Here is a 23717-nt window from a genome sequence, read left to right as displayed (position 1 = left end):
TAAAGGACTGAATCAGCCTTGTTTTTTGGATACAGTTTCAGCGATGTGCGCCGGAGCTGTGTTGTATTTTTTGAATTCCATAGAGTAGCTTGCGCGACCCTGGGACATGGAGCGAACGTCGGTCGCATAACCGAACATCTCACCCAACGGAACCTCGGCGCGAATCACTTTGCCGGAAACCGTGTCTTCCATACCCAAGATCATGCCGCGACGACGGTTAAGGTCGCCCATGACATCACCCATATAGTCTTCAGGTGTAACAACCTCTACCGCCATGATTGGCTCAAGCAACTCACCGCCGCCCTTCTGGGCCAGTTGCTTGGTTGCCATGGAAGCAGCCACCTTAAACGCCATCTCGTTGGAGTCGACGTCGTGGTAAGAACCGTCAAAAACGGTTGCCTTCAGGCCGATCAGCGGATAGCCGGCAACAACACCGTTCTTCATCTGCTCTTCGATACCCTTCTGGATAGCCGGGATGTATTCCTTAGGAACAACACCACCAACCACTTCGTTCACGAATTGCAGACCTTCCTGACCTTCGTCAGCAGGGGCAAAACGGATCCAGCAGTGACCAAACTGGCCACGACCGCCGGATTGACGAACGAACTTGCCTTCGATTTCACAGTTCTTCGTGATGCGCTCACGATAGGAAACCTGAGGCTTACCGATGTTGGCTTCGACGTTGAACTCACGGCGCATCCGGTCAACCAGGATGTCCAGGTGAAGCTCGCCCATGCCGGAGATGATCGTTTGACCAGTCTCTTCATCAGTCTTGACGCGGAAAGATGGATCTTCCTGAGCAAGTTTGCCCAGAGCGATACCCATTTTTTCCTGGTCATCCTTGGTCTTAGGCTCTACGGCAACCGAAATAACCGGCTCCGGGAAGTCCATACGAACCAGGATGATTGGCTTGTCAGCGTTGCACAAGGTTTCACCAGTGGTGACGTCCTTCATGCCAATCAAGGCCGCGATGTCGCCAGCGCGCACTTCCTTGATCTCTTCGCGGGCGTTTGCGTGCATTTGCACCATACGACCCACGCGCTCTTTTTTACCCTTAACCGAGTTGATTACGCCGTCGCCGGAGTTCAACACGCCCGAGTAAACGCGGACGAAGGTCAGGGTGCCCACGAATGGGTCAGTGGCAATTTTAAATGCCAGAGCGGAGAACGGTTCTGCGTCGTCTGCATGACGCTCCAGCTCAATAGTCTCGTCATCCGGGTCAGTACCCTTGATGGCAGGAATATCCACTGGCGCCGGCAGGTAGTCGATCACAGCATCGAGAACCAGGGGAACGCCCTTGTTCTTGAACGAGGAACCGCAAACAGCCAAGACGATCTCACCAGCGATAGTACGCTGACGCAGAGCAGCCTTGATTTCCGCGTTGGTGAGTTCTTCACCTTCGAGGTACTTGTTCATCAGCTCTTCGTTGGCTTCGGCCGCAGCTTCAACCATGTTGTTGCGCCATTCGTCAGCCAGTTCCTGCAACTCAGCAGGGATAGGCTTGCGAACAGGAACCATACCTTTGTCAGCATCGTTCCAGTAAACAGCTTCCATGGTCAGCAGATCGATCTGACCCTGGAAATTGTCTTCGGAACCGATAGCCAACTGGATTGGCACCGGGGTATGACCCAGACGCTGCTTGATCTGACCGATCACGCGCAGGAAGTTGGCACCAGCACGGTCCATCTTGTTTACGTAAACAAGACGTGGAACGCCGTATTTGTTGGCTTGACGCCATACGGTTTCCGACTGAGGCTCAACACCCGAAGTACCGCAGAACACTACGACAGCGCCGTCGAGTACGCGCAGGGAACGCTCAACTTCAATGGTGAAGTCTACGTGGCCCGGGGTATCGATTACGTTGAAGCGGTGCTCGTCTTTGTACTGCTTCTCGGAACCTTTCCAGAAGGCGGTGATAGCAGCAGAAGTAATGGTAATACCACGCTCCTGCTCCTGAACCATCCAGTCTGTGGTCGCGGCGCCGTCATGCACCTCGCCCATCTTGTGACTTTTGCCGGTGTAAAACAGTACGCGCTCAGTGGTGGTGGTTTTACCAGCATCCACGTGAGCAACGATACCGATGTTACGGTAGCGGCTAATCGGAGTAGTACGAGCCATAAAGCCCTCGCAAAATTAGTGAAGCTAAGATTAGAAGCGGTAGTGCGAGAAAGCTTTGTTAGCTTCAGCCATACGGTGCACGTCTTCACGCTTCTTAACAGCAGCACCTTTACCTTCAGCAGCGTCCAACAGTTCGCCAGCCAAACGCAGGGCCATAGACTTCTCGCCGCGCTTACGGGCGAAGTCTACCAACCAGCGCATTGCCAGAGCGTTACGACGGGACGGGCGAACTTCAACCGGAACCTGGTAAGTAGCACCGCCTACACGGCGCGACTTTACTTCGACCAGCGGAGCGATGGCGTCGAGAGCTTTCTCGAAGATTTCCAGGGGGTCGCTGTTCTTGCGTTCTTTAACCTTTTCCAGCGCGCCATAAACGATACGCTCGGCAACGGCTTTCTTGCCGCTTTCCATCACGTGGTTCATGAACTTGGCCAGAATTTGGCTTCCGTATTTTGGATCGTCAAGCACTTCGCGCTTGGCTGCTACGCGTCTTCTTGGCATGGATAAGCCCTCAAACGGTCTTCAGGTTCGTTCGGAATCGGTGCCCTTTCGGGACGCCTCCGACCTTACTCTTATCGACTCAGAAAATAAGATGATTCAATTTTACAAAAAGCCGCTACTACTTAGGCTTCTTGGTACCGTACTTCGAACGACCCTGGTTACGACCTTTAACGCCGGAAGTATCCAAGGAGCCGCGTACGGTGTGGTAACGAACACCTGGCAAGTCTTTTACACGACCGCCGCGGATCAGTACCACGCTGTGCTCTTGCAGGTTGTGACCTTCACCACCGATGTACGAGGAAACCTCGAAACCGTTGGTCAGGCGCACACGGCATACTTTACGCAGTGCCGAGTTAGGTTTTTTCGGCGTGGTGGTATACACACGGGTGCATACGCCACGACGTTGCGGGCAGTTCTGCAGCGCAGGTACGTCGGATTTCTCGACGATACGCTTACGCGGCTGACGTACCAGCTGGTTGATAGTTGCCATCTACTAGCTCCACTGTTGTCTTGCGACGCTATTGTCTTGCAAGAAAAGCAAAATGGCAGGAACGAATTCCCGCCAAATTTAGGGGTACAAGAGTCTAAAGAGGATCTTGTCCCCAGTCAAGACAAGGCCCCGACCTCCCCTCTCATCGAACTGCGGCAAAATTGCCGCGATCCGACGAATGGGGCTGCCAGGGCCCGGTCTTATTTATCGCAGAACTCAGTTACCGCTTGAGTTCAGCGCTTCGGTCAGTGCAGCTTCCACTTCACTGGCGCTTACGCGCAACGGCTTGTCAGCATCACGGCGGCGTTTGCGCTCGCTGTGGTAAGCCAAACCGGTACCGGCTGGGATCAGACGACCCACAACCACGTTTTCTTTCAGGCCGCGCAGGTAATCGCGCTTGCCGGTTACCGCTGCTTCGGTCAGTACGCGAGTGGTCTCCTGGAAGGAGGCCGCCGAGATGAACGACTCAGTGGACAACGACGCCTTGGTGATACCCAGCAACACACGAGTGAACTTGGAAACAAATTTGTCTTCCGCGCCCAAACGCTCGTTTTCTACCAGTACGTGAGTCAGTTCCATCTGGTCGCCCTTGATGAAACTCGAATCGCCGGATTCAGCGATTTCAACTTTACGCAACATCTGACGCAGGATGGTCTCGATGTGCTTGTCGTTGATCTTCACGCCTTGCAGACGGTAAACGTCCTGGATCTCGTTAACGATGTACTTGGCCAACGCACTCACACCCAGCAGACGCAGGATGTCGTGTGGATCGCTTGGGCCGTCGGAGATAACTTCGCCGCGGTTTACCTGTTCGCCTTCGAAGACGTTCAGGTGACGCCACTTCGGAATCAGCTCTTCATACGGATCGCTACCGTCGTTCGGGGTAATGACCAGACGGCGCTTGCCTTTGGTCTCTTTACCGAACGCGATGGTGCCGCTGACTTCAGCCAGAATCGACGCTTCTTTCGGACGACGAGCTTCGAACAAGTCGGCAACACGCGGCAGACCACCGGTGATGTCACGGGTCTTCGAAGTTTCTTGCGGGATACGCGCGATAACATCACCGATCGCGATCTTCGCACCATCCGCTACACCGACCAGGGCGTTGGCTGGCAGGAAGTACTGAGCGATTACGTCAGTGCCTGGCAGCAACAAGTCCTTGCCGTTGTCATCGACCATCTTCACGGCAGGACGAATGTCTTTACCGGCAGCTGGACGATCTTTCGCGTCGAGTACTTCAATGTTGGTCATACCGGTCAATTCGTCAGTCTGACGCTTGATCGTGATGCCTTCTTCCATGCCCACGTAGGTCACGGTACCTTTCATTTCGGTAACGATTGGGTGAGTGTGCGGATCCCACTTGGCCACGATTGCGCCAGCGTCGACCTTGTCACCTTCTTTAACCGAAATCACAGCACCGTACGGCAGCTTATAGCGCTCACGCTCACGACCGTAGTCATCAGCGATTGCCAGCTCACCGGAACGGGACACAGCAACCAGGCAACCATCCACTCGCTCAACGTGCTTCAGGTTGTGCAGACGGACGGTACCGCCATTCTTCACCTGAACGCTGTCGGCTGCGGAGGTCCGGCTTGCCGCACCACCGATGTGGAACGTACGCATGGTCAGCTGGGTACCCGGCTCACCGATGGACTGAGCAGCGATAACGCCGACCGCTTCACCGATGTTCACCTGATGACCACGAGCCAAGTCACGGCCATAGCACTTGGCGCAGATGCCGTAGCGGGTTTCGCAGCTGATCGGCGAGCGAACAATCACTTCGTCGATGCTGTTGAGCTCGATGAACTCGACCCACTTCTCGTCCACCAGGGTGCCGGCAGGAACAATAACTTCCTCGGTACCTGGCTTGAATACGTCACGGGCAATTACTCGGCCCAGTACGCGCTCACCCAACGGCTCTACAACGTCACCGCCTTCGATGTGCGGAGTCATCAGCAGACCGTGTTCGGTACCGCAGTCAACTTCAGTCACAACCAAGTCTTGCGCAACGTCTACCAGACGACGTGTCAGGTAACCGGAGTTAGCGGTTTTCAACGCGGTATCCGCAAGACCCTTACGAGCACCGTGAGTGGAGATGAAGTACTGAAGTACGCTCAAACCTTCACGGAAGTTCGCAGTAATCGGCGTTTCGATGATGGAACCGTCCGGCTTGGCCATCAGGCCACGCATACCGGCGAGCTGACGGATCTGCGCAGCAGAACCCCGTGCGCCCGAGTCGGCCATCATGTACATCGAGTTGAACGACTCTTGATCGACTTCTACGCCATGACGGTCGATAACCTTCTCTTTCGAGAGGTTCGCCATCATCGCCTTCGACACTTCGTCGTTGGCCTTGGACCAAAGGTCGATCACTTTGTTGTACTTCTCGCCCTGTGTTACCAGGCCCGAGGCGTACTGGCTTTCGATCTCTTTCACTTCATCGGTAGCAGACGCGATGATGCGGGCTTTTTCATCCGGGATAACGAAGTCGTTAACACCGATGGAAACGCCGGAAATGGTCGAATAAGCAAAACCGGTGTACATCAACTGGTCAGCGAAGATCACGGTCTCTTTCAAACCAACCACGCGGTAGCACTGGTTGATCAGCTTGGAGATCGCCTTTTTCTTCATCGGCAGGTTGACGACATCGTACGACAGACCTTTTGGCACAACTTGATACAGCAGCGCACGGCCGACAGTGGTGTCGACGATACGGGTGCCGCTCACGCTACCACCATCACGGTCATTGACGGTTTCGTTGATCCGCACTTTGACCTTGGCGTGCAGTGCGGCTTCGCCGGCACGGAACACACGGTCAACTTCTTGCAGGTCAGCGAACACACGACCTTCGCCTTTAGCGTTGATCGCTTCACGAGTCATGTAATACAGACCCAATACAACGTCCTGCGACGGAACGATGATTGGCTCACCGTTGGCTGGCGACAGAATGTTGTTGGTCGACATCATCAACGCACGCGCTTCCAACTGGGCTTCCAGTGTCAGCGGTACGTGCACGGCCATTTGGTCGCCGTCGAAGTCGGCGTTGTACGCAGCACAGACCAGAGGGTGCAGCTGGATAGCCTTACCTTCGATCAGTACCGGCTCAAACGCCTGGATACCCAGACGGTGAAGGGTCGGTGCACGGTTGAGGAGAACCGGGTGTTCGCGAATCACTTCAGCGAGAACGTCCCAAACCTCTGGCAGTTCGCGCTCGACCATTTTCTTGGCCGCTTTGATGGTGGTCGCGAGACCGCGCATTTCCAGCTTGCCGAAGATGAATGGCTTGAACAGCTCAAGTGCCATCTTCTTAGGCAGACCGCACTGGTGCAGACGCAGGGTCGGGCCTACGGTAATTACCGAACGACCGGAGTAGTCAACACGCTTACCGAGCAAGTTCTGACGGAAACGACCCTGTTTACCCTTGATCATGTCAGCCAAGGATTTCAGAGGACGCTTGTTGGAACCAGTGATAGCACGGCCACGACGGCCGTTGTCGAGCAAGGCATCGACAGCTTCTTGCAACATACGCTTTTCGTTGCGCACGATGATGTCCGGAGCGGACAGATCAAGCAGGCGCTTCAAGCGGTTGTTACGGTTGATCACACGGCGGTACAGGTCGTTGAGGTCGGACGTCGCGAAACGACCACCGTCCAACGGTACCAGCGGACGCAGGTCTGGCGGCAGAACCGGCAGAACGGTCAGCACCATCCACTCTGGCAAGTTGCCGGAACCCTGGAAGGCTTCCATCAGCTTCAGACGCTTGGACAGCTTCTTGATCTTGGTTTCGGAGTTGGTTTGCGGAATTTCTTCACGCAGGCGGCCAATCTCGTGCTCCAGGTCGATAGCGTGCAGCAGTTCGCGGACAGCTTCGGCACCCATGCGGGCATCGAAATCGTCACCGAACTCTTCCAGCGCTTCGAAGTACTGCTCGTCGTTCAGCAACTGACCTTTTTCAAGGGTGGTCATGCCTGGATCGATAACGACATAGCTCTCGAAGTAGAGAACGCGTTCGATATCACGCAGGGTCATGTCCATCAGCAAGCCGATACGGGACGGCAGCGATTTCAGGAACCAGATGTGGGCAACCGGCGAAGCCAGCTCGATGTGCGCCATGCGCTCACGACGAACTTTAGCCAGTGCAACTTCAACGCCGCACTTCTCGCAGATCACACCACGGTGCTTCAAGCGCTTGTACTTACCGCACAGGCACTCGTAATCCTTAACCGGGCCAAAGATCTTGGCGCAGAACAGGCCGTCACGCTCAGGTTTGAACGTACGGTAGTTGATGGTTTCCGGCTTTTTAACTTCACCGAACGACCACGAACGGATCATCTCAGGCGATGCCAACCCAATACGGATGGCGTCGAACTCTTCGACTTGACCCTGGTTTTTCAGCAAATTCAGTAGGTCTTTCAAGGCCTTTCCTCCTGGCGGAGCAGAGAGCGGGCTAAACAGCCCCGCTCTCGATTCGCGTCACGTGTTATTCGGTTTCCAGATCGATATCGATGCCGAGGGAACGAATTTCTTTGATCAACACGTTGAAGGACTCGGGCATGCCCGGCTCCATACGGTGATCGCCGTCCACGATGTTTTTGTACATCTTGGTCCGACCGTTCACATCGTCCGACTTCACTGTGAGCATTTCTTGCAGAGTGTAAGCAGCACCGTATGCTTCCAGTGCCCAGACCTCCATCTCCCCGAAACGCTGACCACCGAACTGAGCCTTACCACCCAGCGGCTGCTGGGTAACCAGGCTGTACGAACCGGTAGAACGAGCGTGCATCTTGTCGTCTACCAAGTGGTTCAGCTTCAGCATGTACATGTAGCCAACAGTAACCGGGCGCTCAAACTTGTTGCCGGTACGGCCGTCGAACAGCTGCATCTGGCCGCTTTCTGGCAGGTCTGCCAGTTTCAGCATGGCCTTGATTTCGCTTTCCTTGGCACCGTCGAACACCGGGGTAGCCATTGGAACGCCGCCGCGCAGGTTCTTCGCCAGATCCAGGATTTCCTGGTCGGAGAAGGTGTCCAGCTCTTCGTTGCGACCGCCGATCTCGTTGTAGATCTCGTGCAGGAACTTACGCAGGTCTGCGACCTTGCGCTGCTCTTCGATCATACGGTTGATCTTCTCGCCCAGACCTTTAGCCGCGAGGCCCAGGTGGGTTTCAAGGATCTGACCAACGTTCATACGCGAAGGTACGCCCAACGGGTTGAGGACGACGTCGACCGGGGTGCCATTGGCATCGTGCGGCATGTCTTCAACCGGCATGATCACAGAGACCACACCTTTGTTACCGTGACGACCGGCCATCTTGTCGCCCGGCTGGATGCGACGACGGATTGCCAGGTAAACCTTGACGATTTTCAGCACGCCTGGAGCCAGGTCATCGCCCTGCTGCAGTTTGCGCTTCTTGTCTTCGAACTTGTCGTCCAGCAGACGGCGGCGATCGACGATGTAGGCCTGAGCCTTCTCGAGTTGCTCGTTCAGAGCATCTTCAGCCATGCGCAGCTTGAACCACTGGCCGTGCTCAAGACCGTCGAGGATTTCGTCGGTGATGTCCTGACCTTTCTTCAGACCTGCGCCGCCTTCAGCCTTGTGGCCTACCAGCGCGGAACGCAGACGTTCGAAGGTCGCGCCTTCAACGATACGGAACTCTTCGTTCAGATCCTTACGGATCTCGTCGAGCTGGGTCTTCTCGATGGACAGTGCACGAGCATCACGCTCAACGCCGTCACGGGTGAAGACTTGCACGTCGATGACAGTACCCTTGGTACCGGTAGGTACACGCAGGGAAGTGTCTTTAACGTCGCTGGCTTTTTCACCGAAGATGGCACGCAGCAGCTTCTCTTCCGGAGTCAGTTGGGTCTCGCCTTTCGGAGTGACCTTACCGACCAGGATGTCGCCTGCGCCAACTTCAGCACCTACGTAAACGATACCGGCTTCGTCCAGCTTGTTCAGTGCAGCTTCACCCACGTTCGGGATGTCTGCAGTGATTTCTTCTGGCCCAAGCTTGGTATCACGAGCCACGCAGGTCAGTTCCTGAATGTGGATCGTGGTGAAACGGTCTTCTTGAACAACACGCTCGGACAGGCAGATGGAGTCTTCGAAGTTGAAGCCGTTCCATGCCATGAACGCGATGCGCATGTTCTGACCCAGAGCCAGTTCACCCATGTCGGTGGACGGGCCGTCGGCCATGATGTCGCTACGCTGAACGCGATCACCCTTGCTCACCAGCGGACGCTGGTTGATGCAGGTGTTCTGGTTCGAGCGGGTGTATTTGGTCAGGTTGTAGATGTCGACACCGGCTTCGCCGGTTTCAACTTCGTCATCGGCAACACGAACCACGATACGGCTGGCATCAACGGAGTCGATCACGCCGCCACGACGAGCCACGACGCAAACGCCGGAGTCACGGGCTACGTTGCGCTCCATGCCGGTACCTACCAACGGCTTATCAGCACGCAGGGTTGGTACAGCTTGACGCTGCATGTTGGAACCCATCAACGCACGGTTGGCGTCATCGTGCTCCAGGAACGGGATCAACGACGCAGCAACCGAAACTACCTGCTTCGGCGAAACGTCCATCAAGGTAACGTCTTCCGGCGCCTTGACGGTGAACTCGTTCAAGTGACGAACAGCTACCAGTTCGTCGATCAAGACTTTCTTGTCGTTCATCGTGGCCGAAGCCTGAGCGATCACGTGATCAGCTTCTTCGATGGCGGACAGGAACACGATCTCGTCGGTGACCAGAGCGTCTTTCACCACGCGGTATGGGCTCTCAAGGAAGCCATACTGGTTGGTGCGCGCATAAGCGGCCAGGGAGTTGATCAGACCGATGTTCGGACCTTCCGGCGTTTCGATCGGGCAAACACGGCCGTAGTGCGTCGGGTGTACGTCACGAACTTCAAAGCCTGCACGCTCACGGGTCAGACCGCCCGGGCCCAGTGCGGAAACACGGCGCTTGTGGGTGATCTCGGAGAGCGGGTTGTTCTGGTCCATGAACTGCGAGAGCTGGCTGGAACCGAAGAACTCTTTCACCGCCGCAGCCACTGGCTTGGCGTTGATCAGGTCTTGCGGCATCAGGCCTTCGCTTTCAGCCATCGACAGACGCTCTTTGACCGCACGCTCAACACGCACCAGGCCAACGCGGAACTGGTTTTCAGCCATCTCGCCTACGCAGCGAACACGACGGTTACCCAGGTGGTCGATGTCATCGACGATGCCTTTGCCGTTACGGATGTCGACCAGAGTCTTCAGGACCGCAACGATATCTTCCTTGCACAGCACGCCCGAACCTTCGATCTCGGTACGACCGATACGACGGTTGAACTTCATCCGGCCGACCGCAGACAGGTCATAACGCTCAGGGCTGAAGAACAGGTTGTTGAACAGGGTCTCGGCAGCGTCTTTGGTTGGCGGCTCGCCAGGACGCATCATGCGATAGATCTCGACCAGCGCTTCCAATTGGTTGCTGGTGGAGTCGATCTTCAGTGTGTCGGAGACGAACGGACCGCAGTCGATGTCGTTGGTGTACAAAGTCTCGATGCGAACGACCTGAGCCTTGGCGATCTTGGCCAGGATCTCGGTGTTCAGCTCGGTGTTGCACTCAGCCAGGATTTCGCCTGTAGCCGGGTGAACGATGACCTTGGCGGTAGTGCGACCCAGGACGTAGTCCAGAGGCACTTCCAGCTCTTTGATACCGGCTTTTTCGATCTGGTTGATGTGGCGCGCAGTAATACGACGACCAGCCTCAACAATGACCTTGCCCTTTTCATCCTGGATGTCCAGGACGGCAATTTCACCACGCAGACGCGAAGCGATCAGTTCCAGCTTGAGGGTTTCGCCCTTCAGGCTGAACACGTTGGTGGTGTAGAAAGCATCCAGCACTTGCTCAGTTGTGTAGCCGAGCGCGCGCAGCAATACCGAGGCCGGCAGTTTACGACGGCGGTCGATACGCACGAACACGCAGTCTTTCGGGTCGAACTCGAAGTCCAACCACGAACCACGGTACGGAATGATCCGCGCGGAGTACAGGAGCTTACCGGAGCTGTGCGTCTTGCCGCGGTCGTGGTCGAAGAACACGCCCGGGGAACGGTGCAGCTGGGAAACGATTACACGCTCGGTACCATTGATAACGAAGGTGCCGTTTTCAGTCATCAACGGGATTTCGCCCATGTAGACTTCTTGCTCTTTGATGTCCTTGATCGCTTTGTTCGACGATTCTTTGTCGAAAATGATCAGACGGACTTTTACCCGCAAAGGTACGGCATACGTAACACCGCGCAACACGCATTCTTTGACATCAAATGCCGGTTCGCCCAGGCGATAACCGACGTACTCCAGCGCAGCATTGCCGGAGTAGCTGATGATCGGGAAAACGGATTTGAAGGCCGCATGCAGGCCCACGTCGCGGAACTGATCTTTAGTCGCTCCCGCCTGCAAGAATTCACGATACGAATCCAGCTGGATAGCCAGAAGGTACGGGACATCCATGACGTCCGGCAACTTGCTAAAGTCCTTGCGGATACGTTTTTTCTCAGTATATGAGTAAGCCATCAGCGTTCCCCAGCTTGGTCACCTGCTTGTTTGGCCCCTCCCGACGGGAGCAGCCAGAAAATCTCGCAAACCCCATGGTTTGCACCACCGCATCGGGTGGCTACAGCGCGTTAATGGCGGCGACCGAGTCGACAGCCAAGAACGGAAAAAGGCCGGTGGCATGAGCCACCAGCCATCAGCCTTCAGCTTAACGCTTGGGCTGGAGACGCAAGGTCGATGCTTACTTCAGCTCGACTTTAGCGCCTGCTTCTTCCAGTACTGCTTTGGCTTTGTCAGCGGCGTCTTTCGACACTGCTTCCAGAACCTGGGCAGGAGCGCCGTCAACTACAGCCTTGGCTTCTTTCAGGCCCAGACCGGTCAGTTCACGTACTGCCTTGATCACGTTTACTTTCTTCTCGCCAGCTTCCAGCAGCATGACGTTGAATTCGGTTTGCTCTTCAGCAACAACTGCAGCAGCAGCTGGGCCAGCAGAAGCAGCGGCAGCGGAAACGCCGAATTTTTCTTCGAAAGCTTTGATCAGCTCAACAACCTGCAGAACCGACATTTCAGCTACGGCGTTGAGGATATCGTCTTGGGAGATAGACATTGCTGTATTTCCTGAATTGGGGGACGGCCTACGCGGCCATCGAAATAAACAAAAAAACGCGAGAGAAAATGCTCAGCCTTAGGCTGCGGCAGCTTCTTTTTGCTCGCGAACTGCGGCCAGAGTACGAGCCAACTTGCTGGTAGCGCCTTGAATCACGCTCATCAGCTGAGAAATAGCTTCGTTACGGGTCGGCAGTGTTGCCAGTACGTCGATTTGGTTAGCTGCGAGGAACTTGCCCTCGAACGCAGCTGCCTTGATCTCGAACTTATCCTGACCCTTGGCGAATTCCTTGAACAAACGGGCAGCAGCGCCAGGATGGTCAGTGGAGAACGCAATCAGGGTCGGGCCGGTGAACACGTCGTTGAGGACACTGTATTCAGTGTCAGCAACAGCGCGCTTGAGCAGGGTGTTACGTACAACACGTACGTATACGCCAGCTTCACGAGCCTCTTTACGGAGTCCGGTCATAGCGCTTACTGTCACACCACGGGCATCAGCCACGACAGCGGACAGAGCAGCTTTGGCAGCCTCGTTGACTTCAGCGACGATGGCCTTCTTGTCATTGAGATTAATTGCCACGGGTTTAACTCCTGCTTGTTACCGTTTCATCTGGCCGAAGCCGGATGTCGTTTTGGTGTCTGATTCGGTAAGGAACCGGGAGCACCATCTGCGTAGGCTTGTGGTTTAAGACTTGCGTCGCCTACGGTCTTGGATAGCCCCCGCCAGGCAGGGACCCCAATTTTTTCAATTGGCGCAATCGCTTGCGCCAACTTGTGTCTTATACGTCCAGCGAGCCTTGGTCGATGACCAGACCTGGGCCCATAGTGGTGCTCAGGGTAACGCGCTTGACGTAGATACCTTTCGAGGAAGCTGGCTTGATACGCTTCAGATCAGCGATCAGGGCTTCAACGTTTTCCTTCAGCTTGACGGCGTCGAAGCCGACTTTGCCAACGGAGGTGTGAATGATGCCGTTTTTGTCGGTGCGATAACGAACCTGACCAGCCTTGGCGTTTTTAACCGCGGTAGCTACGTCTGGAGTTACGGTGCCGACTTTAGGGTTAGGCATCAGACCACGTGGACCGAGGATCTGACCCAGCTGACCTACAACGCGCATTGCATCCGGGGAAGCAATAACGACGTCATAGTTCAGGTCGCCACCTTTCATTTCGGCAGCCAGGTCATCCATGCCAACGCGATCGGCGCCGGCGGCCAGAGCAGCTTCAGCTGCCGGGCCTTGGGTGAAGACAGCAACACGTACAGTCTTGCCAGTACCGTGTGGCAGCACAGTAGCGCTACGAACGACCTGGTCGGATTTACGCGGGTCAACACCCAGGTTTACAGCAACGTCAACGGACTCGCTGAACTTGACAGTCGACAGCTCGGTCAGCAGAGCAGCAGCGTCTACAAAGTTGTAGGACTTGCCCGCTTCGATTTTGCCGGCGATAGCCTTTTGGCGCTTGGTCAGCTTAGCCATTACACACCCTCCACGTTAAGGCCCATGCTACGAGCAGAACCGGCGATGGTACGCACGGCTGCATCCATATCAGCTGCAGTCAGATCCGCGTTTTTGGTTTTCGCGATTTCTTCCAGCTGAGCACGAGTTACGGTGCCAACCTTAACGGTGTTAGGACGAGCGGAACCGCTAGTCAGACCAGCAGCCTTCTTCAACAGAACCGAAGCCGGGGTCGACTTGGTTTCGAAAGTGAAGCTACGGTCGCTGTATACAGTGATGATCACTGGAGTCGGCAGACCTGGCTCAAGACCCTGAGTACGGGCGTTGAAGGCCTTGCAGAATTCCATGATGTTCACGCCGTGTTGGCCCAGAGCTGGACCGACGGGTGGACTTGGGTTGGCCTGAGCGGCCTTCACTTGCAGCTTGATGTAAGCGGTAATCTTCTTGGCCATGAGGCACTCCAATTACGGGTTCAAGCGCCTCGAAAGGCTCCCCGGTTACTTGCGCGTATATCCCAGTGACGACAAAACCCCACAGCCTAAGGCTGCGGGGTTGGGATGCTTGCTCAGCTAGACCTTCTCGACCTGGCTGAACTCCAACTCTACCGGAGTAGAGCGACCGAAAATGAGCACTGCCACTTGGATCCGGCTCTTTTCGTAGTTAACTTCTTCGACGGTGCCGTTGAAATCAGCAAACGGACCATCTGTGACACGAACAACCTCACCCGGCTCGAACAACGTCTTCGGCTTAGGCTTGTCGCTACCATCAGCAACACGACGCAGAATCGCTTCTGCCTCTTTGTCGGTGATAGGAGCAGGCTTATCAGCGGTACCGCCGATGAAACCCATGACACGAGGGGTATCTTTGACTAAGTGCCAAGTACCTTCATTCATGTCCATCTGAACCAGCACATAGCCTGGAAAGAACTTGCGTTCGCTTTTACGCTTCTGACCATTCCGCATTTCAACCACTTCTTCAGTGGGAACCAGAATTTCGCCGAAGCCATCTTCCATGCCTGCCAGCTTTACGCGCTCCAGCAAAGAGCGCATAACATGCTTCTCGTAACCCGAGTAAGCATGCACAACGTACCAACGCTTAGCCACGGGACACCCTTAGCCAACAATCAAGGAAACAAGCCAGCCGAGCAGGGAATCAAGCCCCCACAACAGCAACGCCATAACCAGAACAACAGCCACAACAATCAACGTGGTCTGCGTGGTTTCTTGGCGAGTCGGCCAAACGACTTTACGAATTTCGGTGCGAGCTTCCTTTACCAGGACCGCGAAAGACTTGCCTTTGGCAGTCTGCAGGCCTACAAAGGCAGCTACAGCAGCAAGAGCAAGCAAAGCGAGCACGCGGTACAGGATCGGCGAAGCAGAGTAGTACTGATTGCCAACAACGCCTACGACCACCAACGCGACTACGGCGAGCCACTTGACGAGATCGAAACGAGAGCTTTGAGCTTCAGCCTTAGGAGTCATCTATGAAGATCCTGTGAAAAGAAAGCCAGACACACCACGTGAATCTGGCAGGTCAGGAGGGAATCGAACCCCCAACCTACGGTTTTGGAGACCGTCGCTCTGCCAATTGAGCTACTGACCTAAAACAAAATCAGGCCGACCATTATGCAGGCCTGAAAAAGACTTTACAACAACCAACCCCACTAGACTTGAAATCACCTGACAACAAAGCCAGATACAACACCAACAAGCCGAGGCAGCTGTTAAAACAAAGGCAGATATTTTCATATCTGCCTTGTTATATGGAGCTCTTGAGCGGATTTGAACCGCTGACCTCACCCTTACCAAGGGTGTGCTCTACCAACTGAGCTACAAGAGCGAAACACCTTGCACAACCTGCAAACTTGGAGCGGGTAGCGGGAATCGAACCCGCATCATCAGCTTGGAAGGCTGAGGTTCTACCACTAAACTATACCCGCGGAGCTTGCAGCTCACGCTAAAAATGGTGGAGGGGGAAGGATTCGAACCTTCGAAGTCGTAGACGTCAGATTTACAGTCTGATCCCTTTGGCCGCTCGGGAACCCCTCCTAAGCGAGCCGGCATTTTACATCACGCCGACCTTCTGTCAAGCATTTTCTCATTTAAAAATATGAGGTTAGCTGCGTTGACCTTCGCCCCACACCGTAGACCGTAAAGGCCTTCACTGCGAAGCGGGCGCCATTCTATGCAAACTATTCGAGAGTTGCAACGCCTTCGCACAACATTATTTTATGTTTTAACTCATTGAATTCCTTAGCAAGGTTTTCAAAGGGCAGATCGTCAGCCAGGCGCCTGCTTTCAGGAGCAACACGGAGCCAGTAGCCCGAAGCGTCCGGCGTGCTCAGCAACTGGACCTTGACCTTTATATCCAGGCTAATAAGGCGCTGCTCAACCGACTGGGCTTGCACCTGATCAGCAAAGCCACCTATGTACAAACAGGTGCTTTGTGGATCAGTGGCTTTTGTTCGATCACGCCGCGCCAGGGAATCAGGAGACTCACTCAACAGACGTATATCCTGCTGAGAGCTCCGATAGAGGCTCAAAGGCGTAACATCCTTGGCACGCAGCGGTGCATCTTGTTGATGCCAGATGTAATAGAAGGCATTGAGAACGAGCAAAAGCAAAAACAGCCAACGCATAAGCACCTCAGGACAAAGGGCACGCCATAGCAAGCCCCACAAAAACCAAATCCGGAACGAACCGAGCCTGCGGCGCAGCACCCAAGACTAGGTCAGCATCCCCACCGGTCAGGAAAACGGTGAAGTCATCCCCCCAGTAACTTTTCGCCAGCTCGAGCTGAGTAAGCACAAACCCCCTAAGCATCAGCGTACAACCGCGCTCAACGGCCTCGACAGTTGTGCGACCCGGAGAGAGACGCTCAACGGCCTTCTCAGCCGCCGCATCGTCGTAGCGAATTTTACGTGTATGGGTTCGCAACTGGCTGCGCATGAGCGGCATCCCCGGACAGATGAAGCCGCCTAGATGCTCGCCATCCGCCGCAATAAAGTCTGCGGTCGCCGCAGTGCCAAAATCGAGCACCAAGCAAGCTCCCGGCGCAAGCTTGAATCCGCCGAGCATTGCCAACCAACGATCGAGCCCGAGGCGCTCGAACTCTTCATAGCCGTTGCGCACTCCCGCCATCTCTCGTGCAGAGACCGCACACGACACCGCAATGCCAAAAGCGCCCTTCAACGCCTTGACCAGCTTATCGGTCTCTTCCAACGCTCGAACACTTACCAGCCGGCAACGCGTCAGCATCAGATCAGGAATCGCCTCCAGGCTTTCAATCAATGCGACATCCGAACCAACAACACCCTCTACAGAGGCATCAGCCTTATTCGACTCAAGTACACGCCACTTGATAAAGCTATTCCCGCAGTCGAGTTCAAGAATCATCACGCAACCTCAGACTTAACTCACCACCGCTGTATATTTTCTCGACGCCGTCAACGCGCAAGCGCAACGCACCCTGACGATCAACACCCAGTACCACGCCGTCAATCTGGTTTACGCCCGCAATTAGGGACACTGCCCTCCCCTGCCACAGGTGATGTTGCTCCCACTCCCCCTGGAGTGCGGCAAACCCGGAAGCCTTATGTCGATCCAGATAGTCTTGTAACTGCAGACTCAACTGTGCTGCCAAATAGTTACGATCAACCGGAGAACCCTTTTCAAGCCCTACCGAGGTCCATTGTTGATCAACCTCATCCGCCTTCTGCATATTCACGTTAATACCTATCCCCAGGACAACGTGACAAATATCAGCAGGATCCCCCACCAGCTCCAGCAATATACCGGCTATTTTCTTCGTCCCAACCAGAACGTCGTTTGGCCATTTCAAGGCAGCATCTTGCACTCCCACCCCACGCAAAGCGTGCATGACCGCCAAACCTACAACGAGACTAAGACCCTCCAGCTGCCGCAGGCCGCCCTCAATGCGCAATACAAGGCTGTAATACACATTCTGAGCGAAGGGGCTGACCCACTTGCGACCTCGCCGCCCCCTTCCGGCCGTTTGTTGCTCCGCAAGCACCAGAAACGGCGCGGCGCAACCACCCCCCACAAGACGCAAGGCTTCAGCGTTGGTGGAATCAATAGAGTCGAAAATATGAATCGGCCACGCCAAAGAAGCCGCATTAACCGCTATGTCCTCAGCATTCAAAAATACCAAGGGTGAGGCCAACTGATATCCCCTGCCACGAACCCTATGAATCGGCAAACTCAATTCGGCCTCAAGATGCTGGAGTTGTTTCCAGACAGCACTACGACTGACGCCCAAGGCCTCGCCCAGCGCTTCTCCAGAGTGGAATCGGCCATCTTTCAGAAGTTTCAACAACGTCAGCATGCAAGTATCGCCTCACAATGAGGCACGCATGATAGCCATGCGTAAGGGCATTGCATAGAAACCGCCGGACTTTAGCACTGAAGGTAGCCGCAATAAGCCCCTTTGTACTTTTCGACCGCCCAAAACAAAACCCCTGTCTGCGTTAGCAAACAGGGGTTCTGGAATTTAATCTTGACGATGACCTACTCTCACATGGGGAAACCCCACACTACCATCGGCGATGCATCGTTTCACTACTGAGTTCGGGATGGGATCAGGTGGTTCCAATGCTCTATGGTCGTCAAGAAATTCGGGTACTGAGTCGTGACAAGAATGCCTCGCTTCAGCAAATTGGGTATGTGACAGCTTTCGGTGTTTTGTGAGATTCGAACTTTCGGTTCTATCGTCTTCACACACCGCAATCTGCTGCTCTGTATTAAAGAGCCGACGCAAATTGCTTGGGTGTTATATGGTCAAGCCTCACGGGCAATTAGTATTGGTTAGCTCAACGCCTCACAGCGCTTACACACCCAACCTATCAACGTCGTAGTCTTCGACGGCCCTTCAGGGAACTCAAGGTTCCAGTGAGATCTCATCTTGAGGCTAGTTTCCCGCTTAGATGCTTTCAGCGGTTATCTATTCCGAACATAGCTACCCGGCAATGCCACTGGCGTGACAACCGGAACACCAGAGGTTCGTCCACTCCGGTCCTCTCGTACTAGGAGCAGCCCCTCTCAAATCTCAAACGTCCACGGCAGATAGGGACCGAACTGTCTCACGACGTTCTAAACCCAGCTCGCGTACCACTTTAAATGGCGAACAGCCATACCCTTGGGACCGGCTTCAGCCCCAGGATGTGATGAGCCGACATCGAGGTGCCAAACACCGCCGTCGATATGAACTCTTGGGCGGTATCAGCCTGTTATCCCCGGAGTACCTTTTATCCGTTGAGCGATGGCCCTTCCATACAGAACCACCGGATCACTAAGACCTACTTTCGTACCTGCTCGACGTGTCTGTCTCGCAGTCAAGCGCGCTTTTGCCTTTATACTCTACGACCGATTTCCGACCGGTCTGAGCGCACCTTCGTACTCCTCCGTTACTCTTTAGGAGGAGACCGCCCCAGTCAAACTACCCACCATACACTGTCCTCGATCCGGATAACGGACCTGAGTTAGAACCTCAAAGTTGCCAGGGTGGTATTTCAAGGTTGGCTCCACGCAGACTGGCGTCCACGCTTCAAAGCCTCCCACCTATCCTACACAAGCAAATTCAAAGTCCAGTGCAAAGCTATAGTAAAGGTTCACGGGGTCTTTCCGTCTAGCCGCGGATACACTGCATCTTCACAGCGATTTCAATTTCACTGAGTCTCGGGTGGAGACAGCGCCGCCATCGTTACGCCATTCGTGCAGGTCGGAACTTACCCGACAAGGAATTTCGCTACCTTAGGACCGTTATAGTTACGGCCGCCGTTTACCGGGGCTTCGATCAAGAGCTTCGCGTTAGCTAACCCCATCAATTAACCTTCCGGCACCGGGCAGGCGTCACACCCTATACGTCCACTTTCGTGTTTGCAGAGTGCTGTGTTTTTAATAAACAGTCGCAGCGGCCTGGTATCTTCGACCGGCATGAGCTTACGGAGCAAGTCCTTCACCCTCACCGGCGCACCTTCTCCCGAAGTTACGGTGCCATTTTGCCTAGTTCCTTCACCCGAGTTCTCTCAAGCGCCTTGGTATTCTCTACCCAACCACCTGTGTCGGTTTGGGGTACGGTTCCTGGTTACCTGAAGCTTAGAAGCTTTTCTTGGAAGCATGGCATCAACCACTTCGCTAACTAAAAGTTAGCTCGTCATCAGCTCTCGGCCTTAGAATCCCGGATTTACCTAAGATTCCAGCCTACCACCTTAAACTTGGACAACCAACGCCAAGCTGGCCTAGCCTTCTCCGTCCCTCCATCGCAATAACCAGAAGTACAGGAATATTAACCTGTTTTCCATCGACTACGCTTTTCAGCCTCGCCTTAGGGACCGACTAACCCTGCGTCGATTAACGTTGCGCAGGAAACCTTGGTCTTTCGGCGTGGGTGTTTTTCACACCCATTGTCGTTACTCATGTCAGCATTCGCACTTCTGATACCTCCAGCAAGCTTCTCAACTCACCTTCACAGGCTTACAGAACGCTCCTCTACCGCATCACTTACGTGATACCCGTAGCTTCGGTGTATGGTTTGAGCCCCGTTACATCTTCCGCGCAGGCCGACTCGACTAGTGAGCTATTACGCTTTCTTTAAAGGGTGGCTGCTTCTAAGCCAACCTCCTAGCTGTCTAAGCCTTCCCACATCGTTTCCCACTTAACCATAACTTTGGGACCTTAGCTGACGGTCTGGGTTGTTTCCCTTTTCACGACGGACGTTAGCACCCGCCGTGTGTCTCCCATGCTCGGCACTTGTAGGTATTCGGAGTTTGCATCGGTTTGGTAAGTCGGGATGACCCCCTAGCCGAAACAGTGCTCTACCCCCTACAGTGATACATGAGGCGCTACCTAAATAGCTTTCGAGGAGAACCAGCTATCTCCGAGCTTGATTAGCCTTTCACTCCGATCCACAGGTCATCCGCTAACTTTTCAACGGTAGTCGGTTCGGTCCTCCAGTTAGTGTTACCCAACCTTCAACCTGCCCATGGATAGATCGCCCGGTTTCGGGTCTATTCCCAGCGACTAGACGCCCTATTAAGACTCGCTTTCGCTACGCCTCCCCTATTCGGTTAAGCTCGCCACTGAAAATAAGTCGCTGACCCATTATACAAAAGGTACGCAGTCACCCAACAAAGTGGGCTCCCACTGCTTGTACGCATACGGTTTCAGGATCTATTTCACTCCCCTCTCCGGGGTTCTTTTCGCCTTTCCCTCACGGTACTAGTTCACTATCGGTCAGTCAGTAGTATTTAGCCTTGGAGGATGGTCCCCCCATATTCAGACAAAGTTTCTCGTGCTCCGTCCTACTCGATTTCATGACTAAGAGATTTTCGCGTACAGGGCTATCACCCACTATGGCCGCACTTTCCAGAGCGTTCCGCTAATCTCAAAGCCACTTAAGGGCTAGTCCCCGTTCGCTCGCCACTACTAAGGGAATCTCGGTTGATTTCTTTTCCTCAGGGTACTTAGATGTTTCAGTTCCCCTGGTTCGCCTCTTACGCCTATGTATTCAGCGTAAGATAACCATCTTATGATGGCTGGGTTCCCCCATTCAGACATCTCCGGATCAAAGTCTGTTTGCCGACTCCCCGAAGCTTTTCGCAGGCTACCACGTCTTTCATCGCCTCTGACTGCCAAGGCATCCACCGTATGCGCTTCTTCACTTGACCATATAACCCCAAGCAATCTGGTTATACTGTGAAGACAACATTCGCCGAAAATTCGATAATACTCAAAACTGAGTAACTCACAAATTTTACCTTAGCCTGATCCGTTACCAGTGAAAGTAACGTTCAGTCTATCTTTCTATCACATACCCAAATTTTTAAAGAACGATCTAATCAAAGACTAGAAATCAACATTCACCATCAACCTGATGGAATGCTCATTTCTAAGCTTTCATAACGTAGAAGCAGTAGTGGTGGAGCCAAACGGGATCGAACCGTTGACCTCCTGCGTGCAAGGCAGGCGCTCTCCCAGCTGAGCTATGGCCCCGTATTTCTACAGGCGTTTCCCACACAAAATTGGTGGGTCTGGGCAGATTCGAACTGCCGACCTCACCCTTATCAGGGGTGCGCTCTAACCAACTGAGCTACAGACCCAATTTCGGGCTGCTTCTTATCGTCTTCTTCAATGAATCAAGCAATTCGTGTGGGAACTTATGGAGCAGCTGATGTCGTCGATTAAGGAGGTGATCCAGCCGCAGGTTCCCCTACGGCTACCTTGTTACGACTTCACCCCAGTCATGAATCACACCGTGGTAACCGTCCTCCCGAAGGTTAGACTAGCTACTTCTGGTGCAACCCACTCCCATGGTGTGACGGGCGGTGTGTACAAGGCCCGGGAACGTATTCACCGCGACATTCTGATTCGCGATTACTAGCGATTCCGACTTCACGCAGTCGAGTTGCAGACTGCGATCCGGACTACGATCGGTTTTATGGGATTAGCTCCACCTCGCGGTTTGGCAACCCTCTGTACCGACCATTGTAGCACGTGTGTAGCCCAGGCCGTAAGGGCCATGATGACTTGACGTCATCCCCACCTTCCTCCGGTTTGTCACCGGCAGTCTCCTTAGAGTGCCCACCATTACGTGCTGGTAACTAAGGACAAGGGTTGCGCTCGTTACGGGACTTAACCCAACATCTCACGACACGAGCTGACGACAGCCATGCAGCACCTGTCTCAATGTTCCCGAAGGCACCAATCTATCTCTAGAAAGTTCATTGGATGTCAAGGCCTGGTAAGGTTCTTCGCGTTGCTTCGAATTAAACCACATGCTCCACCGCTTGTGCGGGCCCCCGTCAATTCATTTGAGTTTTAACCTTGCGGCCGTACTCCCCAGGCGGTCAACTTAATGCGTTAGCTGCGCCACTAAAAGCTCAAGGCTTCCAACGGCTAGTTGACATCGTTTACGGCGTGGACTACCAGGGTATCTAATCCTGTTTGCTCCCCACGCTTTCGCACCTCAGTGTCAGTATTAGTCCAGGTGGTCGCCTTCGCCACTGGTGTTCCTTCCTATATCTACGCATTTCACCGCTACACAGGAAATTCCACCACCCTCTACCATACTCTAGTCAGTCAGTTTTGAATGCAGTTCCCAGGTTGAGCCCGGGGATTTCACATCCAACTTAACAAACCACCTACGCGCGCTTTACGCCCAGTAATTCCGATTAACGCTTGCACCCTCTGTATTACCGCGGCTGCTGGCACAGAGTTAGCCGGTGCTTATTCTGTCGGTAACGTCAAAACAGTTACGTATTAGGCAACTGCCCTTCCTCCCAACTTAAAGTGCTTTACAATCCGAAGACCTTCTTCACACACGCGGCATGGCTGGATCAGGCTTTCGCCCATTGTCCAATATTCCCCACTGCTGCCTCCCGTAGGAGTCTGGACCGTGTCTCAGTTCCAGTGTGACTGATCATCCTCTCAGACCAGTTACGGATCGTCGCCTTGGTGAGCCATTACCTCACCAACTAGCTAATCCGACCTAGGCTCATCTGATAGCGCAAGGCCCGAAGGTCCCCTGCTTTCTCCCGTAGGACGTATGCGGTATTAGCGTCCGTTTCCGAACGTTATCCCCCACTACCAGGCAGATTCCTAGGCATTACTCACCCGTCCGCCGCTCTCAAGAGAAGCAAGCTTCTCTCTACCGCTCGACTTGCATGTGTTAGGCCTGCCGCCAGCGTTCAATCTGAGCCATGATCAAACTCTTCAGTTCAAACATCTTTGGGTTTTTAAGAAACCCTAAACTTGGCTCAGCAATCGTTGGTTACATCTTTGATTTCTCGCGGAGTAACTTGTGATGCTGATAATCTTGTTGACTATCAGTCTGACTCCACAAGCACCCACACGAATTGCTTGATTCAGTTGTTAAAGAGCGGTTGGTTAAGATCTTTCGTCTCAACCGAGGCGCGCATTCTACAGCAGCCTCATTTGCTGTCAAGTGATTATTTTCAGAAGCTTTCGAAGATTTCTTCAACAACTTCAACCACTTGCGC

Annotated in this window: 14 protein-coding genes, 6 tRNA genes and 3 rRNA genes; all 23 read right to left on the bottom strand. The window is 54.1% G+C overall.

What is annotated here, in order from left to right:
- Positions 1-12: 12 nt before the first annotated feature.
- The 23 genes from fusA to BFL40_RS18635 all read right to left on the bottom strand — a co-directional run bounded on the left by fusA (position 13) and on the right by BFL40_RS18635 (position 23437).
- Positions 13-2118 (bottom strand): elongation factor G, encoded by a 2106-nt coding sequence (fusA, locus tag BFL40_RS18745; protein WP_057724826.1) that lies wholly within the window; start codon positions 2116-2118, stop codon positions 13-15.
- Positions 2119-2148: 30 nt separating this feature from the next.
- A complete protein-coding gene (gene rpsG, locus BFL40_RS18740) occupies positions 2149-2619 on the bottom strand; it encodes a 30S ribosomal protein S7 (protein WP_002555493.1) in 471 nt (156 codons plus the stop codon).
- A gap of 118 nt (positions 2620-2737) precedes the next feature.
- A complete protein-coding gene (gene rpsL / locus BFL40_RS18735; RefSeq protein ID WP_002555494.1) occupies positions 2738-3109 on the bottom strand; it encodes a 30S ribosomal protein S12 in 372 nt (123 codons plus the stop codon).
- 216 nt (positions 3110-3325) lie between these two features.
- Positions 3326-7525: a DNA-directed RNA polymerase subunit beta' gene (gene rpoC, locus BFL40_RS18730; protein WP_071485370.1), complete on the bottom strand. Its 4200-nt coding sequence runs from the start codon at positions 7523-7525 to the stop codon at positions 3326-3328.
- Between the two features lie 64 nt (positions 7526-7589).
- Positions 7590-11663, bottom strand: coding sequence for a DNA-directed RNA polymerase subunit beta (rpoB, locus tag BFL40_RS18725; protein WP_071485369.1), 4074 nt, complete (start codon positions 11661-11663; stop codon positions 7590-7592).
- A gap of 220 nt (positions 11664-11883) precedes the next feature.
- Positions 11884-12249: a 50S ribosomal protein L7/L12 gene (gene rplL / locus BFL40_RS18720; protein WP_064454358.1), complete on the bottom strand. Its 366-nt coding sequence runs from the start codon at positions 12247-12249 to the stop codon at positions 11884-11886.
- Between the two features lie 78 nt (positions 12250-12327).
- Positions 12328-12828, bottom strand: a complete 501-nt coding sequence (gene rplJ / locus BFL40_RS18715; protein ID WP_071485368.1) for a 50S ribosomal protein L10 — start codon at positions 12826-12828, stop codon at positions 12328-12330.
- 199 nt (positions 12829-13027) lie between these two features.
- The gene (gene rplA / locus BFL40_RS18710; RefSeq protein WP_003176434.1) at positions 13028-13723 is read right to left on the bottom strand and encodes a 50S ribosomal protein L1; all 696 of its coding nucleotides are present in this window, start codon (positions 13721-13723) and stop codon (positions 13028-13030) included.
- A complete protein-coding gene (gene rplK, locus BFL40_RS18705; RefSeq protein WP_003176435.1) occupies positions 13723-14154 on the bottom strand; it encodes a 50S ribosomal protein L11 in 432 nt (143 codons plus the stop codon). The genes rplA and rplK overlap by 1 nt, the downstream gene beginning before the upstream one ends.
- A 117-nt stretch (positions 14155-14271) precedes the next feature.
- A complete protein-coding gene (gene nusG, locus BFL40_RS18700) occupies positions 14272-14805 on the bottom strand; it encodes a transcription termination/antitermination protein NusG (RefSeq protein WP_003176436.1) in 534 nt (177 codons plus the stop codon).
- A 9-nt stretch (positions 14806-14814) separates the two neighbouring features.
- The gene (gene secE / locus BFL40_RS18695; protein WP_003194658.1) at positions 14815-15183 is read right to left on the bottom strand and encodes a preprotein translocase subunit SecE; all 369 of its coding nucleotides are present in this window, start codon (positions 15181-15183) and stop codon (positions 14815-14817) included.
- A gap of 45 nt (positions 15184-15228) precedes the next feature.
- Positions 15229-15304: transfer RNA gene (locus tag BFL40_RS18690), tRNA-Trp, on the bottom strand.
- A gap of 161 nt (positions 15305-15465) precedes the next feature.
- Positions 15466-15541, bottom strand: a tRNA-Thr gene (locus BFL40_RS18685).
- 26 nt (positions 15542-15567) lie between these two features.
- Positions 15568-15641 (bottom strand) — tRNA-Gly (locus BFL40_RS18680).
- A gap of 24 nt (positions 15642-15665) precedes the next feature.
- Positions 15666-15750, bottom strand: a tRNA-Tyr gene (locus tag BFL40_RS18675).
- 143 nt (positions 15751-15893) lie between these two features.
- Positions 15894-16340, bottom strand: coding sequence for a hypothetical protein (locus BFL40_RS18670; protein WP_071485367.1), 447 nt, complete (start codon positions 16338-16340; stop codon positions 15894-15896).
- Positions 16341-16347: 7 nt separating this feature from the next.
- Positions 16348-17097: a pantothenate kinase gene (locus BFL40_RS18665; RefSeq protein ID WP_071485366.1), complete on the bottom strand. Its 750-nt coding sequence runs from the start codon at positions 17095-17097 to the stop codon at positions 16348-16350.
- The gene (birA, locus tag BFL40_RS18660; RefSeq protein WP_071485365.1) at positions 17087-18046 is read right to left on the bottom strand and encodes a bifunctional biotin--[acetyl-CoA-carboxylase] ligase/biotin operon repressor BirA; all 960 of its coding nucleotides are present in this window, start codon (positions 18044-18046) and stop codon (positions 17087-17089) included. Before birA ends, BFL40_RS18665 begins: the two co-directional genes overlap by 11 nt.
- A 169-nt stretch (positions 18047-18215) precedes the next feature.
- A 5S ribosomal RNA gene (rrf, locus tag BFL40_RS18655) occupies positions 18216-18331 on the bottom strand.
- A 163-nt stretch (positions 18332-18494) separates the two neighbouring features.
- Positions 18495-21386, bottom strand: a 23S ribosomal RNA gene (locus tag BFL40_RS18650).
- 249 nt (positions 21387-21635) lie between these two features.
- Positions 21636-21711 (bottom strand) — tRNA-Ala (locus BFL40_RS18645).
- A 30-nt stretch (positions 21712-21741) separates the two neighbouring features.
- Positions 21742-21818 (bottom strand) — tRNA-Ile (locus tag BFL40_RS18640).
- 82 nt (positions 21819-21900) lie between these two features.
- Positions 21901-23437: ribosomal RNA gene (locus tag BFL40_RS18635) — 16S ribosomal RNA — on the bottom strand.
- The 16S, 23S and 5S rRNA genes sit together here with 2 tRNA genes alongside, the layout of an rRNA operon.
- Positions 23438-23717: the final 280 nt, after the last annotated feature.

This window comes from Pseudomonas costantinii (assembly GCF_001870435.1).
GTDB classification, from domain to species: Bacteria; Pseudomonadota; Gammaproteobacteria; order Pseudomonadales; family Pseudomonadaceae; genus Aquipseudomonas; species Aquipseudomonas costantinii.
This window is presented reverse-complemented; position numbering and strand designations above follow the sequence as displayed.

What these genes read in the sequence shown, in the direction of transcription:
- fusA (WP_057724826.1), bottom strand. Translation starts at nt 2,118, where the DNA reads ATGGCTCGTACTACTCCGATTAGCCGCTACCGTAACATCGGTATCGTT.
- rpsG (WP_002555493.1), bottom strand. Translation starts at nt 2,619, where the DNA reads ATGCCAAGAAGACGCGTAGCAGCCAAGCGCGAAGTGCTTGACGATCCA.
- rpsL (WP_002555494.1), bottom strand. Translation starts at nt 3,109, where the DNA reads ATGGCAACTATCAACCAGCTGGTACGTCAGCCGCGTAAGCGTATCGTC.
- rpoB (WP_071485369.1), bottom strand. Translation starts at nt 11,663, where the DNA reads ATGGCTTACTCATATACTGAGAAAAAACGTATCCGCAAGGACTTTAGC.
- rplL (WP_064454358.1), bottom strand. Translation starts at nt 12,249, where the DNA reads ATGTCTATCTCCCAAGACGATATCCTCAACGCCGTAGCTGAAATGTCG.
- rplA (WP_003176434.1), bottom strand. Translation starts at nt 13,723, where the DNA reads ATGGCTAAGCTGACCAAGCGCCAAAAGGCTATCGCCGGCAAAATCGAA.
- rplK (WP_003176435.1), bottom strand. Translation starts at nt 14,154, where the DNA reads ATGGCCAAGAAGATTACCGCTTACATCAAGCTGCAAGTGAAGGCCGCT.
- secE (WP_003194658.1), bottom strand. Translation starts at nt 15,183, where the DNA reads ATGACTCCTAAGGCTGAAGCTCAAAGCTCTCGTTTCGATCTCGTCAAG.
- BFL40_RS18670 (WP_071485367.1), bottom strand. Translation starts at nt 16,340, where the DNA reads ATGCGTTGGCTGTTTTTGCTTTTGCTCGTTCTCAATGCCTTCTATTAC.
- BFL40_RS18665 (WP_071485366.1), bottom strand. Translation starts at nt 17,097, where the DNA reads ATGATTCTTGAACTCGACTGCGGGAATAGCTTTATCAAGTGGCGTGTA.
- birA (WP_071485365.1), bottom strand. Translation starts at nt 18,046, where the DNA reads ATGCTGACGTTGTTGAAACTTCTGAAAGATGGCCGATTCCACTCTGGA.